The organism is Cedecea neteri (genome assembly GCF_000757825.1).
Classification (GTDB): Bacteria; Pseudomonadota; Gammaproteobacteria; order Enterobacterales; family Enterobacteriaceae; genus Cedecea; species Cedecea selenatireducens.
In genome coordinates this window covers 1862114-1886060 of record NZ_CP009451.1, presented here as the reverse complement: position 1 = coordinate 1886060, position 23947 = coordinate 1862114, and the positions used below count along the sequence as shown (strand labels likewise).

At 55.0% G+C, this 23947-nt stretch carries 21 protein-coding genes; 20 read left to right on the top strand and 1 reads right to left on the bottom strand.

Annotated features, from left to right (window positions below):
* Window position 1 precedes the first annotated feature (1 nt).
* The 18 genes from ilvN to lpxC all read left to right on the top strand — a co-directional run bounded on the left by ilvN (window position 2) and on the right by lpxC (window position 20096).
* On the top strand, window positions 2–493 hold the full coding sequence (gene ilvN / locus JT31_RS08620; protein ID WP_038475609.1) for an acetolactate synthase small subunit: 492 nt from the start codon (window positions 2–4) through the stop codon (window positions 491–493).
* Window positions 494–669: 176 nt separating this feature from the next.
* Window positions 670–1674: a catabolite repressor/activator gene (cra, locus tag JT31_RS08615; protein ID WP_038475607.1), complete on the top strand. Its 1005-nt coding sequence runs from the start codon at window positions 670–672 to the stop codon at window positions 1672–1674.
* Between the two features lie 562 nt (window positions 1675–2236).
* Entirely contained in the window at window positions 2237–2695 is a 459-nt protein-coding gene (mraZ, locus tag JT31_RS08610) for a division/cell wall cluster transcriptional repressor MraZ (RefSeq protein WP_038475605.1), read from the top strand.
* Window positions 2696–2697: 2 nt separating this feature from the next.
* Window positions 2698–3639 carry a 16S rRNA (cytosine(1402)-N(4))-methyltransferase RsmH gene (rsmH, locus tag JT31_RS08605; RefSeq protein ID WP_038475603.1) on the top strand — a complete coding sequence of 314 codons (942 nt, stop codon included), beginning with the start codon at window positions 2698–2700 and terminating at the stop codon, window positions 3637–3639.
* Complete coding sequence (ftsL, locus tag JT31_RS08600) at window positions 3636–3998, top strand: cell division protein FtsL (protein ID WP_038475601.1); 363 nt, start codon at window positions 3636–3638, stop codon at window positions 3996–3998. Before rsmH ends, ftsL begins: the two co-directional genes overlap by 4 nt.
* Window positions 3999–4013: 15 nt before the next feature.
* The gene (locus JT31_RS08595) at window positions 4014–5780 is read left to right on the top strand and encodes a peptidoglycan glycosyltransferase FtsI (RefSeq protein WP_038475599.1); all 1767 of its coding nucleotides are present in this window, start codon (window positions 4014–4016) and stop codon (window positions 5778–5780) included.
* Window positions 5767–7254: a UDP-N-acetylmuramoyl-L-alanyl-D-glutamate--2,6-diaminopimelate ligase gene (gene murE, locus JT31_RS08590; protein ID WP_038475596.1), complete on the top strand. Its 1488-nt coding sequence runs from the start codon at window positions 5767–5769 to the stop codon at window positions 7252–7254. Before JT31_RS08595 ends, murE begins: the two co-directional genes overlap by 14 nt.
* Window positions 7251–8609 carry a UDP-N-acetylmuramoyl-tripeptide--D-alanyl-D-alanine ligase gene (gene murF, locus JT31_RS08585; protein WP_038475593.1) on the top strand — a complete coding sequence of 453 codons (1359 nt, stop codon included), beginning with the start codon at window positions 7251–7253 and terminating at the stop codon, window positions 8607–8609. The genes murE and murF overlap by 4 nt, the downstream gene beginning before the upstream one ends.
* Window positions 8603–9685, top strand: a complete 1083-nt coding sequence (gene mraY / locus JT31_RS08580; RefSeq protein WP_038475590.1) for a phospho-N-acetylmuramoyl-pentapeptide-transferase — start codon at window positions 8603–8605, stop codon at window positions 9683–9685. The genes murF and mraY overlap by 7 nt, the downstream gene beginning before the upstream one ends.
* Before the next feature lie 2 nt (window positions 9686–9687).
* On the top strand, window positions 9688–11004 hold the full coding sequence (gene murD / locus JT31_RS08575) for a UDP-N-acetylmuramoyl-L-alanine--D-glutamate ligase (protein ID WP_038475587.1): 1317 nt from the start codon (window positions 9688–9690) through the stop codon (window positions 11002–11004).
* Window positions 11004–12248, top strand: coding sequence for a cell division protein FtsW (gene ftsW, locus JT31_RS08570; RefSeq protein WP_038475584.1), 1245 nt, complete (start codon window positions 11004–11006; stop codon window positions 12246–12248). Before murD ends, ftsW begins: the two co-directional genes overlap by 1 nt.
* The gene (gene murG / locus JT31_RS08565) at window positions 12245–13312 is read left to right on the top strand and encodes an undecaprenyldiphospho-muramoylpentapeptide beta-N-acetylglucosaminyltransferase (RefSeq protein WP_038475580.1); all 1068 of its coding nucleotides are present in this window, start codon (window positions 12245–12247) and stop codon (window positions 13310–13312) included. The genes ftsW and murG overlap by 4 nt, the downstream gene beginning before the upstream one ends.
* A 70-nt stretch (window positions 13313–13382) precedes the next feature.
* Entirely contained in the window at window positions 13383–14858 is a 1476-nt protein-coding gene (gene murC / locus JT31_RS08560; protein WP_038475578.1) for a UDP-N-acetylmuramate--L-alanine ligase, read from the top strand.
* Window positions 14851–15771 (top strand): D-alanine--D-alanine ligase, encoded by a 921-nt coding sequence (locus tag JT31_RS08555; protein ID WP_038475575.1) that lies wholly within the window; start codon window positions 14851–14853, stop codon window positions 15769–15771. The genes murC and JT31_RS08555 overlap by 8 nt, the downstream gene beginning before the upstream one ends.
* Window position 15772: 1 nt before the next feature.
* Window positions 15773–16609 carry a cell division protein FtsQ gene (gene ftsQ / locus JT31_RS08550; RefSeq protein ID WP_038475571.1) on the top strand — a complete coding sequence of 279 codons (837 nt, stop codon included), beginning with the start codon at window positions 15773–15775 and terminating at the stop codon, window positions 16607–16609.
* Window positions 16606–17862 (top strand): cell division protein FtsA, encoded by a 1257-nt coding sequence (ftsA, locus tag JT31_RS08545; RefSeq protein WP_008461798.1) that lies wholly within the window; start codon window positions 16606–16608, stop codon window positions 17860–17862. Before ftsQ ends, ftsA begins: the two co-directional genes overlap by 4 nt.
* A gap of 63 nt (window positions 17863–17925) precedes the next feature.
* Window positions 17926–19077, top strand: a complete 1152-nt coding sequence (gene ftsZ, locus JT31_RS08540) for a cell division protein FtsZ (RefSeq protein WP_008461800.1) — start codon at window positions 17926–17928, stop codon at window positions 19075–19077.
* Window positions 19078–19178: 101 nt separating this feature from the next.
* On the top strand, window positions 19179–20096 hold the full coding sequence (gene lpxC / locus JT31_RS08535; RefSeq protein WP_038475568.1) for a UDP-3-O-acyl-N-acetylglucosamine deacetylase: 918 nt from the start codon (window positions 19179–19181) through the stop codon (window positions 20094–20096).
* Between the two features lie 8 nt (window positions 20097–20104).
* On the opposite strand, the gene JT31_RS08530 is transcribed toward lpxC, so the two are convergent.
* Window positions 20105–20620, bottom strand: a complete 516-nt coding sequence (locus tag JT31_RS08530; protein WP_038475565.1) for a DUF721 domain-containing protein — start codon at window positions 20618–20620, stop codon at window positions 20105–20107.
* Window positions 20621–20642: 22 nt separating this feature from the next.
* Here JT31_RS08530 and secM point away from each other — a divergent pair, with 22 nt between their 5' ends.
* The gene (gene secM, locus JT31_RS08525; protein ID WP_038475562.1) at window positions 20643–21149 is read left to right on the top strand and encodes a secA translation cis-regulator SecM; all 507 of its coding nucleotides are present in this window, start codon (window positions 20643–20645) and stop codon (window positions 21147–21149) included.
* Window positions 21150–21212: 63 nt separating this feature from the next.
* Window positions 21213–23918 (top strand): preprotein translocase subunit SecA, encoded by a 2706-nt coding sequence (secA, locus tag JT31_RS08520; protein ID WP_038475558.1) that lies wholly within the window; start codon window positions 21213–21215, stop codon window positions 23916–23918.
* Window positions 23919–23947 lie beyond the last annotated feature (29 nt).

The following is a 23947-nucleotide window of genomic DNA, read 5'->3' as shown; positions in this document are numbered from 1 at the left end:
TATGCGCCGAATTTTATCTGTATTACTGGAAAATGAATCAGGCGCGCTGTCCCGGGTCATTGGTCTGTTCTCTCAGCGCGGCTACAACATCGAGAGCCTCACCGTTGCGCCCACGGATGACCCAACGCTTTCACGCATGACGATTCAAACCGTCGGCGATGCGAAAGTGCTGGAACAGATTGAGAAACAGCTGCATAAGCTGGTGGATGTCCTGCGTGTGAGTGAATTGGGGCAGGGCGCTTACGTCGAGCGTGAAATCATGCTGGTGAAGGTGCAGGCCAGCGGATACGGGCGCGAAGAGGTGAAGCGCAGCGCGGAAATCTTCCGTGGGCAAATTATCGATGTGACGCCAACGCTGTACACCGTTCAGCTTGCTGGCACCAGCGATAAACTCAACGCATTCCTGGATACGATCCGCGATGTGGCCAAAATTGTCGAGGTCGCCCGCTCGGGCATTGTCGGCGTTTCGCGCGGCGATAAGATCATGCGCTAGCGACGAATGTGATCTGATTCACATGCCCGGTAATCACTGCCGGGCTTTTTTTTGCAAATAAGAAAACAACACCCCGCAAAAGCGGTTGCCGGAGTTATTATTCTGCGCTTAGATGTAAATGTTGTTAACCATGACCAGGGTATGGTTATGGATCACCTGGAGAGTAAGGGGCTACAGTGAAATTGGATGAAATCGCGCGTCTGGCTGGCGTGTCGCGCACCACGGCAAGCTACGTCATCAACGGGAAAGCTAAACAGTATCGCGTTAGTGATAAAACCGTTGAGAAAGTCATGGCTGTGGTACGAGAACATAACTACCACCCTAATGCAGTGGCCGCAGGGCTACGCGCAGGACGCACGCGTTCTATCGGTCTGGTGATCCCTGACCTGGAAAACACCAGCTACACCCGTATTGCAAATTACCTTGAGCGCCAGGCTCGTCAGCGTGGCTATCAGCTGCTGATCGCCTGTTCTGAAGATCAGCCTGACAACGAAATGCGCTGCATTGAACACCTTCTGCAGCGGCAGGTTGATGCGATTATCGTATCGACCTCTTTGCCTCCTGAGCATCCTTTTTATCAGCGCTGGGCGAATGATTCGTTCCCGATAATCGCGCTCGATCGCGCCCTGGATCGCGAGCATTTCACCAGCGTCGTCGGCGCCGATCAGGACGATGCGGAAATGCTGGCGGAGGAACTGCGTAAGTTCCCTGGCGACAATATCCTTTACCTCGGTGCCTTGCCTGAACTGTCGGTCAGTTTCCTGCGTGAGCAGGGATTCCGCACCGCATGGAAAGACGATCCGCGCACGGTTAACTACCTCTATGCCAACAGCTATGAACGTGAAGCTGCCGCCCAGCTTTTCGAAAAATGGCTGGAAACGAATACGATGCCTGACGCGCTGTACACAACCTCTTTTGCGTTGCTGCAGGGCGTTATGGATGTGACGCTTCGCCGGCAGGGGCGACTGCCGTCAGAGTTGGCCATCGCCACCTTTGGCGATCATGAACTCCTGGATTTCCTGCAGTGCCCGGTGCTGGCGGTTGCGCAGCGCCATCGGGATGTAGCGGAGCGGGTGCTTGAGCTGGTGCTGGCAAGCCTTGATGAGCCGCGTAAGCCAAAGCCTGGGTTAACCCGGATTCGCCGAAATCTTTATCGCCGTGGTAGCTTAAGTCGTTACTGACAAAGAGGTGTTACGTCACGCTTAAACTTAATTAAGATTTTTCCCGTATATTTACCCTTATTTTTTAAGGTAATTAATTAGGCGGGAAAAATCTGGTAAAAAAAATCCTCACCGCGAAATAAATTCCTCGTTTGTATTATTTTGTTACACACCCGTTGATAAGAAATGTTGGATTATTAATCATTAGCAACCTCTCTTTTCTTCAAAACCGCGTCAAACCCAAGCCAGACGGGCATCTGCCGCTGTTCACCCGCCTTGAAATACCTTAAAATGCCGCCCGCGTCGCAAACTGAGTACTTAATATTTCTCAAAGTAAGTCTTCGGTCGTTTTAACGCTGTTGATGTTTATTGGTCTTTTTCTTTCAAATATTCATAACGTTAATTTTGCCTCGCCAATGCGAGTTTTTTCACGCCAGCCATTAATCAATCGCTTAGGCGCGGGAATTTATTCCCGCAGGCGACCTGGCTGGCTTGACAAGGTTTTCCTCCCCTCCGTAAACTCCTTTATGTGGGAATTTGTGGGGTAAAGTGGTGAAATGGGTCATTAAAGGGTGAGGCTGGCATGTTCCGTGGGGCAACGTTAGTCAATCTCGACAGCAAGGGGCGGCTTGCCGTGCCTACCCGTTACAGGGAAAAGCTGATCGAAACCTCAGAAGGTCAGATGGTTTGTACCATCGACATCCATCACCCCTGCCTGCTGCTTTATACCGTTCCCGAGTGGGAAATCATTGAACAAAAGCTTGCCCGTCTGTCGAGCATGAACCCCGCAGAGCGCCGCGTGCAGCGCCTGCTGTTGGGGCATGCCAGTGAATGTCAGATGGATAGCGCCGGGCGACTGCTGCTGGCGCCAGTTTTACGTCAGCACGCCGGGCTCACCAAAGAAGTAATGCTGGTCGGCCAGTTCAATAAGTTTGAGCTGTGGGATGAAGCGACCTGGCATCAACAGGTCAAGGAAGATATCGACGCTGAGCAGGGTTCGACAAACACCTTGTCGGATCGTCTGCAGGATTTGTCACTTTAGAAATGATGGAAAATTTTAAACACACTACGGTGCTGCTGGATGAGGCCGTTAACGGCCTGAATATTCGTCCTGACGGCATCTACATTGATGGCACTTTTGGTCGCGGTGGCCACTCACGCCTGATCCTGTCCCAGCTCGGTGAGCAAGGACGGTTGCTGGCGATCGACCGCGATCCGCAGGCTATTGCCGCAGCTGCTGCTATTGATGATCCACGCTTCTCCATCATTCATGGCCCATTCTCTGCGCTTGCAGATTACGCTCGTGAGCGCGAACTGGACGGTAAGATCGATGGCATTTTGCTGGATCTCGGCGTCTCTTCTCCTCAACTGGATGATGCGGAGCGCGGTTTTTCGTTTATGCGCGATGGGCCGCTGGATATGCGTATGGACCCAACGCGCGGTCAATCCGCAGCCCAATGGCTGATGACGGCGGAAGAAGCGGATATTGCGTGGGTGATCAAAACCTTTGGTGAAGAACGCTTTGGCAAACGTATTGCGCGTGCCATCGTCGAGCGTAACCGCGAAGAGCCGATGACACGCACTAAAGAACTGGCGGCGGTCGTCTCTGCTGCAATGCCGGTCAAAGATAAGTTCAAGCATCCGGCGACCCGCACCTTCCAGGCTATTCGTATCTGGATCAACAGCGAGCTGGATGAAATTGAAAAAGCGTTGAATGGCTCGTTGGAAGCGTTGGCGGTTGGCGGTCGTTTGTCGATCATTAGCTTCCACTCGCTGGAAGATCGCATCGTTAAACGCTTTATGCGTGAAAAGAGCCGCGGTCCGCAGGTTCCGGCGGGTATACCCATGACGGAAGCACAGCTGAATAAGCTGGGCGGTCGCCAGCTCAAAGCGATCGGCAAAATGATGCCGGGTGAAGATGAAGTGGCGGAGAACCCGCGTGCACGCAGTTCCGTTTTGCGTATCGCAGAGAGGACTAACGCATGATCAACCGAGTGACAGAGACCCTAAGCAGAGTTACGCAGCTCGGCAGCAATGAGCGTCATGCTTTGCCTACCGTGATTGGTGGCGATCTTTTTCGTCATGGGAAACTGGCACTTTGTTTGTTCGCCGCGATTATCGTTACCGCGGTTTCCGTGGTCACGACGGCGCACCATACCCGTCTGCTTACCGCGCAGCGTGAGCAGATGGTGCTTGAGCGTGACGCGCTGGATATTGAATGGCGCAACCTGATTCTTGAAGAAAATGCGCTCGGCGATCATAGCCGGGTTGAACGGATCGCGACGGAAAAGCTGCAGCTGCAGCATGTCGATCCTTCGCAGGAAAACATCGTAGTTCAGCAATAAGGAATAGTGCGACAGATGAGAGCAGCGGCAAAAACGCTTAAACCAAAACGTCAGGAAGAACAGGCCAACTTTATCAGTTGGCGTTTTGCGTTGCTCTGCGGTTGCATTCTGTTGGCGCTGGCTTTCCTGCTGGGTCGTGTTGCCTGGCTACAGATAATCAGTCCGGACATGCTGGTGCGGCAGGGTGACATGCGCTCACTTCGTGTGCAGGAGGTATCTACCTCTCGCGGTATGATTAGCGATCGCGCTGGCCGCCCTCTGGCCGTTAGCGTGCCGGTAAATGCGATTTGGGCCGATCCGAAAGAATTACACGACGCCGGTGGCGTGACGCTGGACAACCGTTGGAAGGCCCTGGCGGATGCGCTAAAAATTCCTCTCGACCAGCTTGCTTCCCGCGTGAACAGCAACCCAAATGGGCGGTTTATTTATCTCGCTCGCCAGGTTAACCCGGATATTGGCGACTACATCAAGAAGCTCAAGCTTCCTGGAATCCATTTGCGGCAGGAATCTCGCCGCTACTATCCGTCAGGCGAAGTGACTGCTCACCTCATCGGCTTTACCAACGTCGATAGTGAAGGGATCGAGGGGGTAGAAAAAAGCTTTGATAAATGGCTCACCGGCCAGCCCGGCGAGCGCATTGTGCGTAAAGACCGCTTCGGGCGCGTTATCGAAGACATTTCCTCCACTGACAGCCAGGCCGCCCATAACCTGGCTTTGAGCATTGATGAACGCCTGCAGGCGCTGGTGTACCGTGAACTGAATAACGCCGTTGCTTTTAACAAGGCCGAATCGGGCAGCGCCGTTTTAGTTGACGTGAGCACTGGTGAGGTTCTGGCGATGGCAAACAGCCCGTCCTATAACCCGAACAACCTGACCGGCACGGCAAAAGATGTGATGCGTAACCGTTCCATTACCGACATTTTTGAACCGGGTTCCACCGTTAAGCCGATGGTGGTGATGACCGCGCTACAGCGTGGTGTGGTTCAGGAAAATACCGTGCTTAACACCGTGCCGTTCCGAATCAATGGTCATGAGATCAAAGACGTCGGGCGCTACAACGAATTGACCCTTACCGGGGTACTACAGAAGTCGAGTAACGTCGGGGTTTCAAAACTGGCGTTAGCGATGCCCTCCTCAGCGTTAGTAGACACTTACTCACGTTTTGGACTGGGAAAAGCGACCAATTTGGGGTTGGTCGGGGAACGCAGTGGCTTATATCCTCAAAAACAACGGTGGTCTGACATAGAGAGGGCCACCTTCTCTTTCGGCTACGGGCTAATGGTAACCCCGTTACAGTTAGCGCGAGTCTACGCAACCATCGGCAGCTATGGCGTCTACCGGCCGCTGTCGATAACCAAAGTTGACCCGCCGGTTCCCGGCGAGCGTATCTTTGCTGAATCAACCGTTCGCACCGTGCTTCACATGATGGAAAGCGTGGCGCTGCCCGGCGGTGGCGGCGTGAAAGCGGCCATCAAGGGCTACCGTATCGCTATCAAAACCGGTACCGCGAAAAAAGTCGGGCCGGACGGCAAATACATCAACAAATACATTGCTTACACCGCAGGCGTTGCGCCAGCCAGCAATCCTCGTTTTGCTCTGGTCGTAGTGATTAACGATCCACAGGCCGGTAAATATTACGGCGGTGCCATCTCTGCACCTGTGTTCGGTGCAATCATGGGCGGCGTACTGCGCACCATGAACATAGAGCCGGATGCGCTGGCAACCGGTGAAAAAAGCGAATTTGTAATTAATCAGAAAGAGGCTTCAGGTGGCAGATCGTAATTTGAGCGACCTTCTTGCTCCGTGGGTAGCTGGACTCCCTGCGAGAGCGCTGCGAGAGATGACTCTCGACAGCCGCGTGGCGGCTGCGGGCGATCTTTTTGTGGCCGTGGTTGGTCATCAGGCGGACGGGCGTCGTTATATCCCGCAGGCTATAGCACAGGGTGTGGCTGCCGTGATCGCAGAAGCGGACGGTGAAGCTGCGGATGGTGAAGTTCGCGAGATGCACGGCGTGCCGGTTATTTACCTGAGCCAGCTGCATCAGCGGCTGTCTGCGCTGGCGGGTCGTTTCTATCATCAGCCTTCTGAAGCTTTACGCCTGGTTGGCGTAACAGGGACTAACGGAAAAACGACAACCACTCAGCTGTTGGCGCAGTGGGCGCAATTACTGGGTGAAACCAGCGCCGTGATGGGGACCGTGGGCAACGGCCTGTTGGGGCAGGTTGTACCGACAGAAAACACCACCGGCTCTGCGGTAGACGTGCAGTACGTGCTGGCGAGCCTGAAAGAACAAAATGCGACCTTTGGCGCCATGGAAGTTTCATCCCACGGCCTGGTTCAGCATCGCGTGGCAGCGCTGAAATTTGCTGCTTCCGTATTTACCAATTTAAGCCGCGATCACCTTGATTATCATGGTGATATGGCGAATTACGAGGCCGCTAAGTGGCTGCTGTTCTCCGAGCATGACTGCGGCCAGGCGATCGTTAACGCCGATGACGAAGTGGGTCATCGCTGGCTTGCTCGCCTGCCGGATGCCGTTGCGGTCACCATGGAAAATAACCTTGAGCCGGGCGCTCATGGCCGCTGGCTGAAAGCTGACGAAGTTATTTATCACGATGGCGGGGCGACTATCCGCTTCAGCTCATCGTGGGGCAAAGGCGAAATTGAAAGCCGCCTGATGGGCGCGTTTAACGTTAGCAACCTGCTGCTGGCTCTGGCAACGCTGCTGGCGTTGGGCTACCCGCTCGACGAATTAATTCAAACCGCTTCACGCCTCCAGCCGGTTTGTGGCCGCATGGAAGTGTTCAGCGTCGCTGGCAAACCTACCGTGGTAGTGGATTATGCCCACACGCCGGATGCGCTGGAAAAAGCCCTGCAGGCTGCTCGTCTGCACTGCTCCGGCAAACTTTGGTGCGTGTTTGGCTGCGGCGGCGATCGTGACAAAGGTAAGCGGCCAATCATGGGCGGTATTGCTGAGCAATACGCCGATGTGGTGGTGGTGACCGATGACAACCCACGTACCGAAGAACCGAAGTCCATCGTCGACGATATCCTGACCGGCATGCTGGACGCCGGGCGTGCACACGTAGTACTGGGGCGCGCAGAAGCGGTGACCAACGCCATCATGCAGGCGAAAGAAAATGACGTCGTGCTGCTGGCGGGTAAAGGCCACGAGGATTATCAGATTGTCGGTAACCGCCGTCTGGATTACTCCGACCGCGTAACGGCTGCACGTCTGCTGGGGGTTGTCGCATGATTCGCGTCTCTCTGAAGCAACTGGAGTCCATTCTCGACGGGCAGCTGCATGGCGCAGATGCGGATATTATCGACGTCACAACCGACACCCGCAAGCTGACGGCTGGCTGCCTGTTTGTCGCGCTGAAAGGCGAACGTTTTGACGCCCATGACTTTGCCGCCGATGCGGTGAAAGGTGGGGCCGGCGCATTACTGGTTAGCCGTAAGCTGGATATTGATGTGCCACAACTGGTTGTGGCCGATACCCGTCTTGCATTTGGCGAGCTGGGTGCATGGGTTCGCCAGCAGGTGCCTACTCGCGTTGTGGCGTTAACCGGCTCTTCCGGCAAAACCTCGGTGAAGGAAATGGCGGCATCTATTCTGCGCCAGTGCGGCAATACGCTCTATACCGCAGGTAACCTGAATAACGATATTGGCGTGCCGATGACGCTGCTGCGCCTGACGCCAGAATACGATTATGCCGTTATCGAGCTGGGCGCTAACCACCAGGGGGAAATCGCCTGGACCGTGGGGTTAACCCGTCCGGAAGCGGCTCTGGTCAACAACCTGGCTGCTGCGCACCTTGAAGGTTTTGGTTCTCTGGCTGGCGTGGCGAAAGCGAAGGGCGAGATCTTTACCGGCCTTGCGGCGAACGGCACGGCGATCCTTAACGCCGATAACAACGACTGGCTGAACTGGAAGACGATCGTGGGCGATCGCAAAACCTGGCGCTTCTCTCCGAATGCGGCCGGAAGTGACTTTACCGCGACCAACGTTCATATCACTTCTCATGGCACCGGGTTTACTCTGCAAACCCCGCAGGGCGATGTCGACGTTGTGCTGCCATTACCTGGCCGCCACAACATTGCTAACGCTCTGGCGGCGACCGCACTGGCGATGGCCGTTGGCGCAACGCTGGAAGCGGTTAAAGCCGGGCTTACCGAGCTGAAAGCCGTGCCCGGTCGCCTGTTCCCTATTCAGCTTGCTGAGAACCAGCTGCTGCTGGACGACAGCTACAACGCTAACGTGGGCTCAATGACCGCGGCGGCGCAGGTGCTGTCAGAAATGCCGGGCTACCGCGTGATGGTAGTTGGCGACATGGGTGAGCTGGGTGATGAAGCCGAGGCCTGTCATCGTCAGGTTGGCGAAGCGGCAAAGGCCGCAGGTATTGACCGTGTTCTGAGCGTGGGTGTGTTGAGCAAGACGCTCAGCGACGCATCAGATGTTGGCGAGCATTTTACCGATAAACAGGCCGTGGTCGCGCGTTTACAGGCGCTGATTGCGGAACATTCAATTTTAACCATTTTGGTGAAAGGTTCACGTAGTGCGGCCATGGAAGAGGTGGTTCGCGCATTACAGGAGAAACAAGCATGCTAGTTTGGCTGGCCGAACATTTGGTCAAATATTATTCCGGTTTTAACGTCTTTTCTTACCTGACGTTTCGCGCCATTGTCAGCCTGCTGACCGCTCTGTTTATCTCCCTCTGGATGGGGCCGCGTATGATCGCGCGTTTACAACAGCTCTCCTTCGGGCAGGTTGTTCGTAACGATGGTCCTGAGTCGCATTTCAGCAAGAAAGGGACGCCAACGATGGGCGGGATCATGATCCTGACCGCCATTGTGGTTTCCGTGCTGATGTGGGCCTATCCCTCCAACCCTTACGTCTGGTGCGTACTGTTCGTGCTGATAGGCTTCGGGATCGTTGGCTTCGTTGATGATTACCGGAAAGTAGTTCGGAAGGACACTAAAGGGCTGATCGCTCGCTGGAAGTACTTCTGGATGTCGGTGATTGCGCTGGTGGTTGCCTTCACGATGTACGCCGTTGGGAAAGGGACGCCTGCGACCGAGCTGGTTGTGCCGTTCTTCAAGGACGTGATGCCGCAGCTTGGCCTGTTCTATGTGCTGCTTGCCTACTTTGTCATTGTCGGTACCGGTAACGCGGTAAACCTGACCGATGGCCTTGATGGCCTGGCGATTATGCCGACCGTGTTCGTGGCCGCTGGTTTTGCGCTGGTCGCGTGGGCGACGGGGAACATGAACTTCGCGGGCTATCTGCACATTCCTTACCTGCGTCACGCGGGGGAGCTGGTTATCGTCTGTACGGCCATTGTCGGTGCTGGCTTAGGTTTCCTGTGGTTTAACACTTATCCGGCTCAGGTCTTCATGGGCGACGTAGGTTCTCTTGCTCTCGGCGGTGCGCTGGGGACTATCGCGGTACTGCTGCGTCAGGAATTCCTGCTGGTGATTATGGGCGGCGTATTCGTGGTTGAAACCCTGTCGGTTATCCTGCAGGTTGGCTCGTTCAAGCTCCGGGGACAGCGCATCTTCCGTATGGCGCCGATTCACCACCACTATGAATTGAAAGGCTGGCCGGAGCCGCGCGTCATTGTGCGCTTCTGGATTATTTCGCTGATGCTGGTGCTGATTGGCCTGGCTACGCTGAAGGTTCGCTAAATATGGCAGATTACCAGGGTAAAAACGTCGTTATCATCGGGTTAGGCCTTACCGGCCTGTCTTGCGTGGATTTCTTCCTTGCTCGCGGCGTTACGCCGCGCGTGATGGACTCCCGTATCGCCCCTCCTGGTCTTGATAAGCTGCCTGAGAACGTTGAGCGCCATACCGGCTCGTTAAATGAAGACTGGCTCCTGGCGGCGGATTTGATTATCGCAAGTCCGGGCATTGCGCTTGCCACGCCGGCATTGAGCGCGGCGGCAGACGCTGGTATCGAAATAGTCGGTGATATCGAACTGTTTTGCCGTGAAGCCCAGGCGCCGATTGTCGCGATCACCGGTTCCAACGGTAAAAGCACAGTGACCACGCTGGTGGGAGAGATGGCGAAAGCGGCGGGCGTGAACGTGGGCGTGGGCGGAAACATTGGCCTGCCAGCGCTGATGCTGCTGGATAAAGGCTGTGAGCTCTATGTGCTCGAACTCTCCAGTTTCCAGCTGGAAACCACCCATAGCCTGAAGGCCGCGGCGGCGACCGTTCTGAACGTAACGGAAGATCATATGGATCGCTATCCGTTTGGGATGCAGCAATACCGTGCGGCGAAGCTGAGCATCTATGAAAATGCCAAAGTTTGTGTGGTCAACGCGGACGACGCGCTGACCATGCCGGTGCGTGGTGCAGACGAGCGCTGCATCAGCTTCGGTGTCGACGTCGGTGATTATCATCTTAACCGCCAGCAGGGTGATACCTGGCTGCGGGTGAAAGGGGAGAAAATCCTCAACACCAAAGAGATGAAGCTGGTCGGGCAGCACAACTATACCAACGCGCTGGCAGCTCTGGCGCTGGCGGATGCGGTGAAGCTGCCTCGTTCTACCAGCCTGAAAGCGCTGACCACCTATACCGGTCTGGCACACCGTTTCCAGCTGGCCTGGGAGCGTAACGGTGTGCGCTGGATTAACGATTCCAAGGCGACCAACGTCGGCAGTACCGAAGCCGCGTTGAACGGCCTGCACGTTGAGGGCACGCTGCATCTGCTGCTGGGGGGAGACGGTAAGTCCGCTGATTTCTCGCCTTTGGCTCGCTACCTGCAGGGCGACCGCGTGCGCCTGTACTGCTTTGGTCGCGACGGCGCGGAACTGGCCGAGTTACGCCCGGATATTGCCGAGCAGACAGAAACCATGGAGCAGGCAATGAAACTTGCCGCGGCCCGTGTGGAATCTGGCGATATGGTGCTGCTTTCTCCGGCCTGCGCCAGCCTCGATCAGTTCAAAAACTTCGAACAACGCGGCGATATGTTTACTCAACTTGCGAAGGAGCTCGGCTGATGCGTTTATCTCTCCCTCGCCTGCGCGTTCCCCGTGTACCAGGATTTGGCATCCTGGCCTGGGTCGCTTCGGCGTTAAAAGGGTGGGTAATGGGCTCCCGTGAGGCCGACGCCAACAGCATGGTGCTGTATGACCGCACGCTGCTTTGGCTGACCCTCGGTCTGGCGGCGATCGGCTTTATTATGGTGACCTCGGCGTCGATGCCGGTGGGCCAGCGTCTGGCCAACGATCCTTTCCTGTTCGCAAAACGCGACGGGTTATACATCATCGTCGCATTCGTGCTGGCGATGGTGACGCTACGCCTGCCGATGGATTTCTGGCAGCGCCACAGTACGGCTATGCTGCTGGCCTCTATCGTGATGCTGCTGATTGTACTGGTCGTCGGCAGCTCGGTTAACGGTGCATCGCGCTGGATTGCCTTCGGCCCGTTGCGTATCCAGCCCGCTGAGTTTTCCAAGCTGTCGCTGTTCTGTTATCTCGCAAACTATCTTGTGCGTAAGGTTGATGAAGTTCGAAATAACCTGCGCGGCTTCCTGAAGCCAATGGGCGTGATTCTGGTGATGGCCGTTCTGCTGCTGGCCCAGCCTGACCTCGGTACCGTGGTTGTGCTGTTTGTCACCACGCTGGCGATGCTGTTCCTGGCGGGGGCAAAGCTGTGGCAGTTCATCGCCATTATCGGCATGGGGATTTCGGCGGTTATCCTGCTGATCCTCGCTGAGCCTTACCGTATTCGCCGCGTAACCTCGTTCTGGAACCCATGGGAAGATCCTTTCGGCAGCGGCTACCAGTTAACGCAATCACTGATGGCTTTTGGGCGCGGTGAATTGTGGGGACAAGGGCTGGGGAATTCGGTCCAGAAGCTGGAATATCTGCCCGAAGCGCACACCGACTTTATCTTCTCAATCATCGGTGAGGAGCTGGGATATATCGGTGTGGTGCTTGCACTTTTGATGGTATTCTTCGTCGCTTTTCGTGCGATGTCGATCGGCAAACGTGCTCTGGAATTGGATCAGCGTTTCTCCGGCTTCCTGGCGTGTTCTATCGGCATTTGGTTTAGCTTCCAGGCGTTAGTTAACGTCGGGGCTGCGGCGGGTATGCTGCCAACCAAAGGCCTGACGTTGCCGCTTATCAGTTACGGCGGTTCCAGCCTGCTGATTATGTCCACGGCAATCATGCTGCTGTTGAGAATAGATTATGAAACGCGTCTGGCTAAAGCTCAGGCGTTTACACGGAGTGCCAAATGACGGGCAAAGCGAAGCGGTTGATGGTGATGGCGGGCGGTACCGGCGGGCACGTATTCCCCGGGCTGGCCGTGGCTCATCATCTTCAGGCTGAAGGATGGGATATTCGGTGGCTTGGTACCGCGGACCGTATGGAAGCCGATCTGGTGCCTAAACACGGTATTGAGATTGACTTTATTCGCATCTCTGGGCTGCGTGGCAAGGGCGTGAAGGCCTTATTGCTGGCTCCTGGGCGTATATTTAACGCCTGGCGTCAGGCTCGCGCCATCATGAAGGCGTGGAAGCCGGATGTGGTATTAGGAATGGGCGGCTATGTTTCCGGGCCGGGTGGCCTTGCTGCCTGGTCTTTGGGCATTCCCGTTGTGCTGCATGAACAGAACGGCATTGCCGGGCTGACGAACAAATGGTTGGCGAAGATCGCGACCAAAGTGATGCAAGCCTTCCCAGGCGCATTCCCTAAGGCCGATGTTGTTGGCAACCCGGTGCGTAACGATGTACTGGCGTTACCGCTGCCGCAGGTGCGCTTTGCCGGGCGAGAAGGCCCGGTGCGGGTGCTTGTTGTGGGCGGCTCTCAGGGCGCGCGCGTTTTGAACCAAACTATGCCGCAGGTTGCCGGACGCCTGGGTGAAACGGTGACTATCTGGCATCAAACCGGAAAAGGCGGCCAGGCGGTTGTGCAGCAGGCATATGCCGAAGCCGGCCAGCCGCAGCATAAGGTTACCGAGTTTATTGATGACATGGCGGCTGCCTATGAATGGGCTGACGTCGTGGTTTGCCGCTCAGGGGCGTTAACCGTGAGTGAAATCGCGGCAGCGGGCCTGCCCGCGCTGTTTGTTCCGTTCCAGCACAAAGATCGGCAGCAGTACTGGAATGCGCTGCCTCTGGAAAAGGCCGGAGCCGCGAAAATACTGGAGCAGCCGCAGTTTACCGTGGATGCCGTTACCCGTACCCTGGCCGAATGGGACAGAGCAACGCTGCTGGCAATGGCCGAGCGGGCGCGTGCTGCTTCCATCCCTGATGCAACCGAACGTGTAGCAAATGAAGTCAGCGCCGCAGCGCGCGCGTAATACTTGTGGGAGGCAAATTGCCCCCTGTAAATTTGATGTAATGGCGGCATGCCGCTTGCAGGTTTAGAGAATGAATACACAACAACTGGCGAAACTGCGTTCAATCGTGCCCGAGATGCGTCGCGTCCGGCACATTCACTTTGTTGGCATCGGCGGCGCCGGTATGGGCGGCATTGCTGAGGTATTGGCTAACGAAGGTTATCAGATCAGCGGTTCCGACCTGGCGCCGAACCCGGTCACGCAGCAGTTGTCGGCACTGGGTGCCACGATTTATTTCAACCATCGCCCGGAAAACGTGCGTGATGCAAGCGTTGTTGTTGTTTCCACAGCAATTTCTGCGGATAACCCGGAAATTGTTGCCGCCCATGAAGCTCGTATTCCGGTTATCCGTCGTGCTGAAATGCTGGCCGAGCTGATGCGCTTTCGCCACGGCATTGCCGTCGCGGGTACGCACGGCAAAACGACAACGACGGCGATGGTGTCGAGCATTTATGCCGAAGCAGGTCTGGATCCGACGTTTGTGAACGGTGGCCTGGTGAAAGCGGCTGGCGTGCATGCTCGCCTGGGGCACAGTCGTTATCTCATTGCAGAGGCCGACGAAAGCGATGCTTCGTTCCTGCATTTGCAGCCGATGGTCTCAATTGTGACCAATATCGAAGCCGATCATATGGATACCTACCAGGGCGACTTCGAAAATTTAAAGCAGACGTTTATTAATTTCCTGCACAATTTGCCGTTTTATGGTCGAGCAGTGATGTGTGTGGACGATCCGGTGATTCGCGAGCTGCTGCCGCGTGTTGGCCGCCAGACTACCACTTACGGTTTCAGCGACGATGCGGACGTGCGCGTTGAGAATTACCAGCAGAAAGGCGCGCAGGGATTTTTCACCATCGTGCGTCAGGACAAGCCTGACATGCATGTGGTGCTGAACGCCCCGGGCCGCCATAACGCGCTGAATGCGGCGGCGGCGGTTGCTGTCGCAACGGAGGAGGGCATCGAAGACGAAGCCATTCTTCGTGCGCTGGAAAGTTTCCAGGGGACGGGTCGCCGTTTCGACTTCCTGGGCGAATATCCGCTGGAGTCGGTCAACGGTAAAACAGGCACCGCCATGCTGGTGGACGACTATGGTCACCACCCAACGGAAGTGGATGCCACGATTAAAGCAGCACGTGCCGGCTGGCCAGACAAAAATCTGGTAATGGTTTTCCAGCCGCACCGCTATACGCGTACGCGTGATTTGTACGATGACTTTGCTGGCGTGCTGTCCCAGGTTGACTCCCTGGTGATGCTGGAAGTTTATCCCGCTGGTGAAGCGCCGATTCCTGGCGCCGACAGCCGCTCTTTATGCCGCACAATTCGCGGCCGCGGCAAGGTTGATCCTATTTTGGTATCCGATCATGCAGAAGTGGCTGAAATTTTAGCGCCTGTTTTGACGGGAAATGATTTGATTCTCGTTCAAGGTGCCGGGAATATCGGCAAAATCGCCCGAAACCTGGCTGAAATCAAGTTGCAGCCTCAAACTAAAGAGGAAGGGCATCATGGCTGATAAGATCGCCGTTCTTCTGGGGGGCAATTCCGCAGAACGCGAGGTTTCCCTGCAGTCCGGCAGCGCGGTGCTGGCCGGGTTAAAAGAAGCAGGCATTGATGCTCACGCGTTCGACCCGCAAAGCCAGTCGGTGCTGGAGCTGAAGGCTCAGGGCTTTGACAAAGTTTTTATCGCGCTGCACGGTCGCGGTGGTGAAGACGGTACTTTGCAGGGGCTGCTGGAGTTTCTGGCGCTGCCGTATACCGGCAGCGGCGTGATGGCTTCGGCGATAACGATGGATAAGCTGCGCAGCAAACTGCTGTGGCAGGGTGCTGGCTTACCTGTTGCGCCGTGGGTTGCCGTTAATCGCCAGGATATTGCTGCGGGCCTGAGCGGCGCGTTGGTTGAGCGTGTTGCCGCGTTGGGATTGCCGGTTATCGTCAAGCCGAGCCGTGAAGGTTCCAGCGTCGGCATGTCGAAGGTCGACCACGCAGAGGCACTGCCAGCGGCGCTTGAGCTTGCCTTTGAACACGATGAAGAAGTGCTGATTGAAAAGTGGTTGAGCGGCCCGGAGTATACGGTTGCGATTTTAGGCGATGAAATTTTACCGTCTATTCGCATCCAACCCGCTGGAACCTTCTATGATTATGAAGCGAAGTATCTCTCTGATGAAACTCAATATTTCTGTCCGGGTGGATTAATTGAGCAAAGAGAGCAGGAATTACAGGCATTAGTTCTGCAGGCGTGGCAGGTTATTGGCTGCAGCGGCTGGGGCCGTGTCGATGTGATGCTGGACAGCGACGGGCAATTTTACCTGTTAGAAGTGAATACCTCTCCAGGGATGACCAGCCATAGCCTGGTGCCGATGGCGGCTCGCGAGGCGGGGATGAGCTTCTCACAATTAGTTGTACGTATTTTGGAACTGGCGGACTGATATGTCGCAGGCTGCACTGAATGCGCGTAATCGTGCCGAGGAAAATACCAGCTCGAGACGCAGCAATGGGTCCCGTCTGGCAGGAATGATCTTCCTGTGCGCGGTACTGTTGAGCGTGTTTATCGGCGGTTGGATTGTGGTGGGCTGGATGGAAGACGCCCAGCGTTTGCCGCTCTCCAGGCTGGTGGTGACGGGAGAACGTCACTACACGCGCAATGATGATATTCGCCAGTCTATTCTGGCCCTGGGGCCGCCGGGTACTTTTATGACCCAGGACGTGAATATTATCCAACAGCAGATAGAACGCCTGCCGTGGATCAAACAAGCAAGCGTTAGAAAGCAGTGGCCGGACGAATTGAAGATTCATCTGGTTGAATATGTGCCGATAGCACGTTGGAATGACCAGCATATGGTTGACGCGGAGGGAAATTCCTTCAGCGTGCCAGCAGAACGCACCAGCAAGCAGACTTTACCGATGCTCTCCGGCCCGGAAGGCAGCGAAAATGAAGTTCTGCAAGGTTACCGTGACATGGGCGTAGTGCTGGCAAAGGATAAGTTTACGTTGAAACAGGCGGCTATGACCGCCCGCCGCTCCTGGCAGTTGACGCTGAATAACGGAATTAAGCTCAACCTTGGTCGGGGCGATACGATGAAACGTCTGGATCGTTTTGTAGAACTTTATCCGGTTCTGCAGCAGCAGGCGCAGGCTGATAACAAACGGATCAGTTATGTCGACCTGCGATACGATTCAGGCGCCGCGGTAGGTTGGGAGGCTCTTCCTCCTCCGGTACCTAATCCGAATCAGCAACAGAATCAGGCACAGGCAGAACAACAATGATCAAGGCGACGGACAGAAAACTGGTAGTTGGACTGGAGATTGGCACCGCCAAGGTTGCCGCTTTAGTAGGGGAAGTTCTGCCCGACGGTATGGTCAATATTATTGGCGTGGGTAGCTGCCCATCGCGTGGTATGGACAAAGGCGGGGTAAATGACCTCGAGTCGGTAGTTAAGTGCGTACAGCGGGCTATTGACCAGGCTGAATTGATGGCAGACTGCCAGATCTCTTCTGTTTATCTGGCGCTGTCGGGCAAGCACATCAGCTGCCAAAACGAGATAGGCATGGTGCCGATTTCGGAAGAGGAAGTGACGCAGGAAGATGTGGAAAATGTGGTGCATACGGCAAAATCAGTGCGTGTTCGTGATGAACACCGCGTTCTGCATGTGATTCCACAGGAATACGCTATTGATTACCAGGAAGGGATCAAGAATCCGGTTGGGCTGTCCGGCGTTCGTATGCAGGCGAAAGTGCATTTGATTACCTGCCATAACGATATGGCGAAAAACATCGTTAAAGCGGTTGAACGTTGTGGTCTGAAAGTTGACCAATTAATTTTTGCCGGTCTGGCCGCGAGCTATGCGGTACTGACCGAAGATGAGCGCGAGCTGGGTGTCTGTGTTGTCGATATCGGCGGTGGTACCATGGACATGGCGGTCTATACCGGCGGTGCTTTGCGTCACACCAAAGTTATCCCTTATGCGGGGAACGTGGTGACCAGCGATATCGCCTACGCCTTCGGCACGCCACCGAGTGATGCGGAAGCGATTAAAGTGCGTCATGGTTGTGCGCTGGGCTCTATTGTCGGGAAAGACGAGAACGTCGAAGTCCCGAGCGTTGGTGGTCGTCCACCTCGTAGCCTGCAGCGCCAGACGCTGGCCGAAGTGATTGAGCCTCGTTATACCGAGCTGCTCAACCTGGTCAACGAAGAGATTTTGCAGCTACAGGAACAGCTTCGCCAGCAGGGTGTTAAACATCACCTGGCGGCGGGGATTGTGTTAACCGGCGGCGCGGCACAAATTGAAGGCCTGGCAGCCTGTGCTCAGCGTGTGTTCCATACGCAGGTGCGTATCGGTCAGCCGTTGAATATTACTGGCCTTACTGACTATGCCCAGGAGTCGTATTACTCGACCGCAGTAGGGTTGTTGCACTACGGGAAGGAATCGCATCTCAGTGGTGAGGCTGAAGTGGAAAAAAGGACCTCTGTTGGCTCATGGTTTAAGCGACTGAATAGCTGGCTGAGAAAAGAATTTTAATTTTTATAAGAGACCGGAGACAATTAGCGGTCTCAGGCGACAGGCACAAAACGGAGAGAAACTATGTTTGAACCTATGGAACTGACCAACGACGCGGTGATTAAAGTCATCGGCGTCGGTGGCGGCGGCGGTAATGCCGTTGAACACATGGTGCGCGAGCGCATCGAAGGCGTTGAATTCTTTGCGGTTAATACTGACGCTCAGGCGCTGCGTAAAACGGCAGTCGGCCAGACGATCCAGATTGGTAATGGGATCACTAAAGGTCTGGGCGCGGGCGCAAATCCAGAAGTGGGTCGTAATGCTGCGGAAGAAGACCGCGAAGCTTTACGCGCTGCGCTGGACGGGGCAGACATGGTGTTTATCGCCGCAGGTATGGGCGGTGGCACCGGCACCGGCGCTGCACCTGTTGTGGCTGAAGTGGCTAAAGATTTGGGGATCCTGACCGTTGCGGTCGTGACCAAGCCTTTCAACTTCGAAGGCAAAAAGCGTATGGCTTTTGCCGAGCAGGGCATCGCTGAGCTGTCCAAGCACGTTGACTCCCTCATCACTATCCCGAACGACAAGCTGCTGAAAGTGCTGGGTCGTGGTATCTCTCTGCTTGACGCGTTCGGTGCGGCAAACGACGTGCTGAAAGGCGCGGTGCAGGGTATCGCCGAACTGATCACTCGTCCGGGCCTGATGAACGTTGACTTCGCGGACGTGCGTACCGTGATGTCCGAAATGGGCTACGCCATGATGGGCTCCGGCGTGGCTAGTGGCGAAGACCGTGCTGAAGAAGCGGCAGAAATGGCTATCTCCAGCCCGCTGCTGGAAGATATCGACCTGTCTGGCGCTCGCGGCGTGCTGGTTAACATCACCGCTGGCTTCGACCTGCGTCTGGATGAGTTCGAAACCGTGGGTAACACCATTCGTGCGTTCGCGTCCGACAATGCAACCGTGGTTATCGGTACTTCTCTGGATCCAGAGATGAACGACGAGCTGCGCGTAACCGTTGTTGCTACCGGTATCGGCATGGACAAACGTCCTGAGATTACCCTGGTGACTAACAAGCAGGTACAGCAGCCGGTGATGGATCGCTACCAGCAGCACGGTATGGCTCCGCTGACTCAAGAGCAGAAACCGGCCGCTAAAGTGGTTAACGACAATACGCCACAAACAGCGAAAGAGCCTGACTATCTGGATATTCCAGCGTTCCTGCGTAAGCAAGCTGATTAAGAATAAACCGGAAGTTGGGCATATCCGCTCTTTGTGCTAAACTGGCCTGCCGTTAGTGATATACACTCTCGGCTAGCTTAGTAATATGGCGAGATTATACGATGATCAAACAAAGGACACTTAAACGTATCGTTCAGGCGACTGGCGTCGGTTTACATACCGGCAAGAAGGTCACACTGACGTTGCGCCCTGCGCCGGCAAATACCGGGGTCATCTATCGTCGCACTGACTTGAATCCTCCGGTAGATTTCCCGGCTGATGCCAAATCCGTGCGTGATACCATGCTCTGTACTTGTCTGGTCAATGAGCATGATGTGCGGATTTCTACCGTAGAGCACCTCAACGCTGCCCTGGCAGGGCTGGGCATCGACAACATCGTGATTGAAGTTGATGCGCCAGAAATTCCTATCATGGACGGCAGTGCGGCGCCGTTTGTCTATCTGCTGCTTGATGCAGGGATTGACGAGCTGAACTCGGCCAAGAAATTTATACGTCTTAAAGAGACGGTTCGCGTGGAAGATGGCGATAAATGGGCTGAAATGTCACCGTTTAATGGTTTCTCGTTGGATTTTACCATCGACTTTAACCATCCGGCGATTGATGCAAGCACCCAGCGCTACGCCATGAACTTCTCTGCTGAAGCATTTATGCGTCAGATTAGCCGTGCGCGTACCTTCGGTTTTATGCGTGATATCGAATATCTGCAGTCCCGCGGCCTGTGCCTGGGCGGCAGCTTCGATTGTGCCATCGTTGTTGACGATTATCGCGTATTGAACGAAGACGGCCTGCGTTTTGAAGATGAATTTGTTCGTCACAAAATGCTGGATGCCATCGGCGATCTGTTCATGTGCGGTCACAATATTATCGGCGCATTTACCGCCTTTAAATCGGGTCACGCGCTGAACAACAAACTGCTGCAGGCTGTTTTGGCTAAGCAGGAAGCCTGGGAATGGGCGACCTTCGAAGATGAAGCCGAACTTCCGCTGGCGTTTAAAGCACCTAACCTGGTGCTGGCGTAACGCTTAAGCTATCTATTACGACTGGTTTTGCTGGTACCCTCTCCGGCCAGTGAAGCCAGTCGTTCTATTGTTGCTCTCAATTTCTCCGGGCTACGTTTAGCCACTTCTCTCAACGCTTCCGCGCTCTGCTCACTCAGTTGACGGTTCACTTCGTATTTTTCACTCCCTGTCTGAGTGGTGTTTTCTTGTACTGATTCCTGCCCTTTTACCGCCAGCGATGGATTAATCCTGATGTCGATTGAAGTCAATGATGGTAAGATTTGGGCGCGTAATGCACTGAGCAGCGTGGCTTGCTCATAACGTAAACGCATCAGCCAGCTGGCATTTGCAGTTTCAAGTACCAGAATGCCCTGGCGAAAGTTGGCAACCCGACACCAGGGGTGCAGTGGAGCAGGCAAAATGCCTTTCACTGCCCGGTTTAGCCGCAGAAGAACAACGGCGCGTTGCTGAACGTTCTGCAGCATGCTTTCCTGGCCGGCATCGTCGAACAGATTTTCTAAAGATTGCGGGCGACTGTCGCGCATACATTAAGCTCCGGCGGAAAAAGTGATTGGTATTCTAAATCGTTGGCGACAATTTGGCAGACGTTATTTCTGGCCGCATCTCCTGTTGGGGATGGTCGCGGCGAGTTTTGGCATGCCTGCGCTCAACGGTAACACAGAAACCGGTATCCCCGCTGAAGCTTCAGCCAGTCGCCACGATCCTGCGCGTCAGCTACGTTTTGATAGCCTTGTTTTATTGCAGGAGAGCACGCGGCGTCCTTCCTTCAGTGTGGACTATTGGCAGCAGCATGCAATCCGCACCGTTATCCGTCATCTTTCCTTTGCTATGGTCCCCCAGGCTTTGCCGGTGGCCCAGGAAAGCGTGCCGCTTCAGGCACAACACCTTGCTCTGCTGGACTCTCTCAGCGCACTGCTGACGCAGGAAAGCAAACCTCCCGTAATTGTTCGCCAGACTGCGTTCCAGGCATCGCCAGCGGCTGAAGTTTTCAGCACCGTTGCGTGGATCCGTCAGATGCAGGGCATCCGCGCAGGTCCGCTTCGCCTCAGTTAACTCATCTTCTTAACTAACAACAATTTATTGACCGCACTGACGGCAGGCGTTTGAGAATTTATTATGCTAATCAAATTATTAACCAAAGTTTTCGGTAGTCGTAACGATCGTACCCTGCGCCGTATGCGCAAAGTGGTGACCATGATTAACGGCATGGAACCACAGATGGAAAAGCTCACTGATGATGAGCTGAAGGCTAAAACCAATGAGTTCCGTGCTCGTCTGGAAAAGGGCGAAGTGCTGGAAAACCTGATCCCAGAGGCCTTCGCCGTGGTTCGCGAAGCGAGTAAGCGCGTCTTCGGCATGCGCCACTTCGACGTACAGCTGCTTGGTGGTATGGTCCTGAACGACCGTTGTATCGCAGAAATGCGTACTGGTGAAGGTAAAACCCTGACCGCAACGCTGCCGGCTTACCTGAACGCTCTGAGCGGAAAAGGCGTTCACGTAGTTACCGTGAACGACTATCTGGCACAGCGTGACGCCGAAAACAACCGTCCCCTGTTCGAGTACCTGGGCCTGAGCGTAGGTATCAACCTGCCAGGCATGCCTGCTCCGGCCAAGCGTGAAGCTTACGCCGCGGACATTACCTATGGTACCAACAACGAATACGGCTTTGACTACCTTCGCGACAACATGGCTTTCAGCCCGGAAGAGCGCGTGCAGCGTAAACTTCACTATGCGCTGGTGGATGAGGTTGACTCCATTCTGATCGATGAAGCACGTACTCCGCTGATTATCTCCGGCCCGGCTGAAGACAGTTCTGAGCTGTACAAACGCGTAAACAAAATCATCCCGCACCTGATACGCCAGGAAAAAGAAGACTCCGACACCTTCCAGGGTGAAGGCCACTTCTCCGTGGATGAGAAGTCTCGCCAGGTTAACCTGACCGAACGTGGTCTGGTGCTGATTGAAGAACTGCTGGTGCAAGAAGGTATGATGGAAGAGGGTGAGTCTCTGTACTCTCCTGCCAACATCATGTTAATGCACCACGTAACCGCTGCACTGCGCGCCCATGCGCTGTTCACTCGCGACGTTGACTACATCGTAAAAGATGGCGAAGTCATTATCGTTGATGAACACACCGGCCGTACCATGCAGGGTCGCCGCTGGTCCGACGGTCTTCACCAGGCCGTTGAAGCGAAAGAAGGCGTCGATATTCAGAACGAAAACCAGACGCTGGCTTCTATTACCTTCCAGAACTACTTCCGTCTGTACGAGAAGCTGGCCGGGATGACCGGTACCGCAGACACCGAAGCGTTCGAATTCAGCTCCATTTATAAGCTCGACACCATTGTCGTGCCGACCAACCGCCCAATGATCCGTAAGGACATGCCGGATCTGGTCTACATGACCGAGCTGGACAAAATTGGCGCCATCATTGAAGACATTAAAGAGCGTACCGCGAATGGTCAGCCGGTGCTTGTGGGGACCATCTCCATTGAGAAATCTGAAGTGGTTTCCAATGAGCTGACTAAAGCCGGTATCAAACACAATGTTCTGAACGCCAAGTTCCACGCCAACGAAGCGGGTATTGTTGCTCAGGCGGGCTACCCTGCTGCGGTAACTATCGCCACTAACATGGCGGGTCGTGGTACGGATATCGTGCTGGGCGGCAGCTGGCAGGAAGAGATTGCCGAGCTGGAAAATCCAACGCCAGAGCAAATTGCCCAAATTAAAGCGGACTGGAAGGTTCGTCACGATGCGGTGCTGGCTTCAGGTGGCCTGCATATTATCGGTACCGAGCGTCATGAATCTCGCCGTATCGATAACCAGCTGCGTGGCCGTTCTGGTCGTCAGGGTGATGCCGGTTCTTCCCGTTTCTACCTGTCGATGGAAGATGCTCTGATGCGCATCTTCGCCTCAGATCGCGTTTCCAACATGATGCGTAAGCTGGGCATGAAGCCGGGCGAAGCCATCGAACACCCATGGGTGACCAAGGCGATAGCTAACGCACAGCGTAAGGTCGAAAGCCGTAACTTTGATATTCGTAAACAGCTGCTGGAATACGACGACGTTGCGAACGATCAGCGCCGGGCAATCTACACCCAGCGTAATGAGCTGCTCGACGTTAGCGACGTGAGTGAAACCATCGCCAGCATTCGTGAAGACGTCTTTAAGGTCACCATTGATGCGCATATCCCGCCTCAGTCTCTGGAAGAGATGTGGGACGTAGAAGGTCTGGAAGAGCGCCTGAAAAACGACTTCGACCTCGAGATGCCAATCAAAGAATGGCTGGATAAAGAGCCTGAACTGCATGAAGAAACGCTGCGTGAGCGTATTCTGCAGACGGCAATTGAGCTTTATCAGCGCAAAGAAGAAGTTGTCGGGGCTGAAATGATGCGCCACTTCGAAAAAGGCGTCATGCTGCAAACGCTGGATTCTCTGTGGAAAGAGCACCTGGCGGCGATGGACTACCTGCGTCAGGGTATTCACCTGCGTGGCTACGCGCAGAAAGATCCGAAGCAAGAATATAAGCGTGAGTCCTTCTCTATGTTTGCCGCGATGCTGGAGTCACTGAAATATGAAGTGATCAGCACCCTGAGCAAAGTCCAGGTGCGCATGCCGGAAGAAGTGGAAGCGATGGAGCAGCAGCGTCGCGAAGAAGCTGAGCGTCTGGCACGTATGCAGCAGCTGAGCCATGTGGATGATGAAACTCAGGCTGCGCAGGCGCTGGCAGCAGAAACCGGCGATCGTAAAGTTGGGCGTAACGATCCTTGCCCATGCGGTTCCGGTAAAAAATACAAACAGTGCCATGGCCGTCTGAGCTAAGGTCTGACAACCCTGGAAAGGCGCAGCTT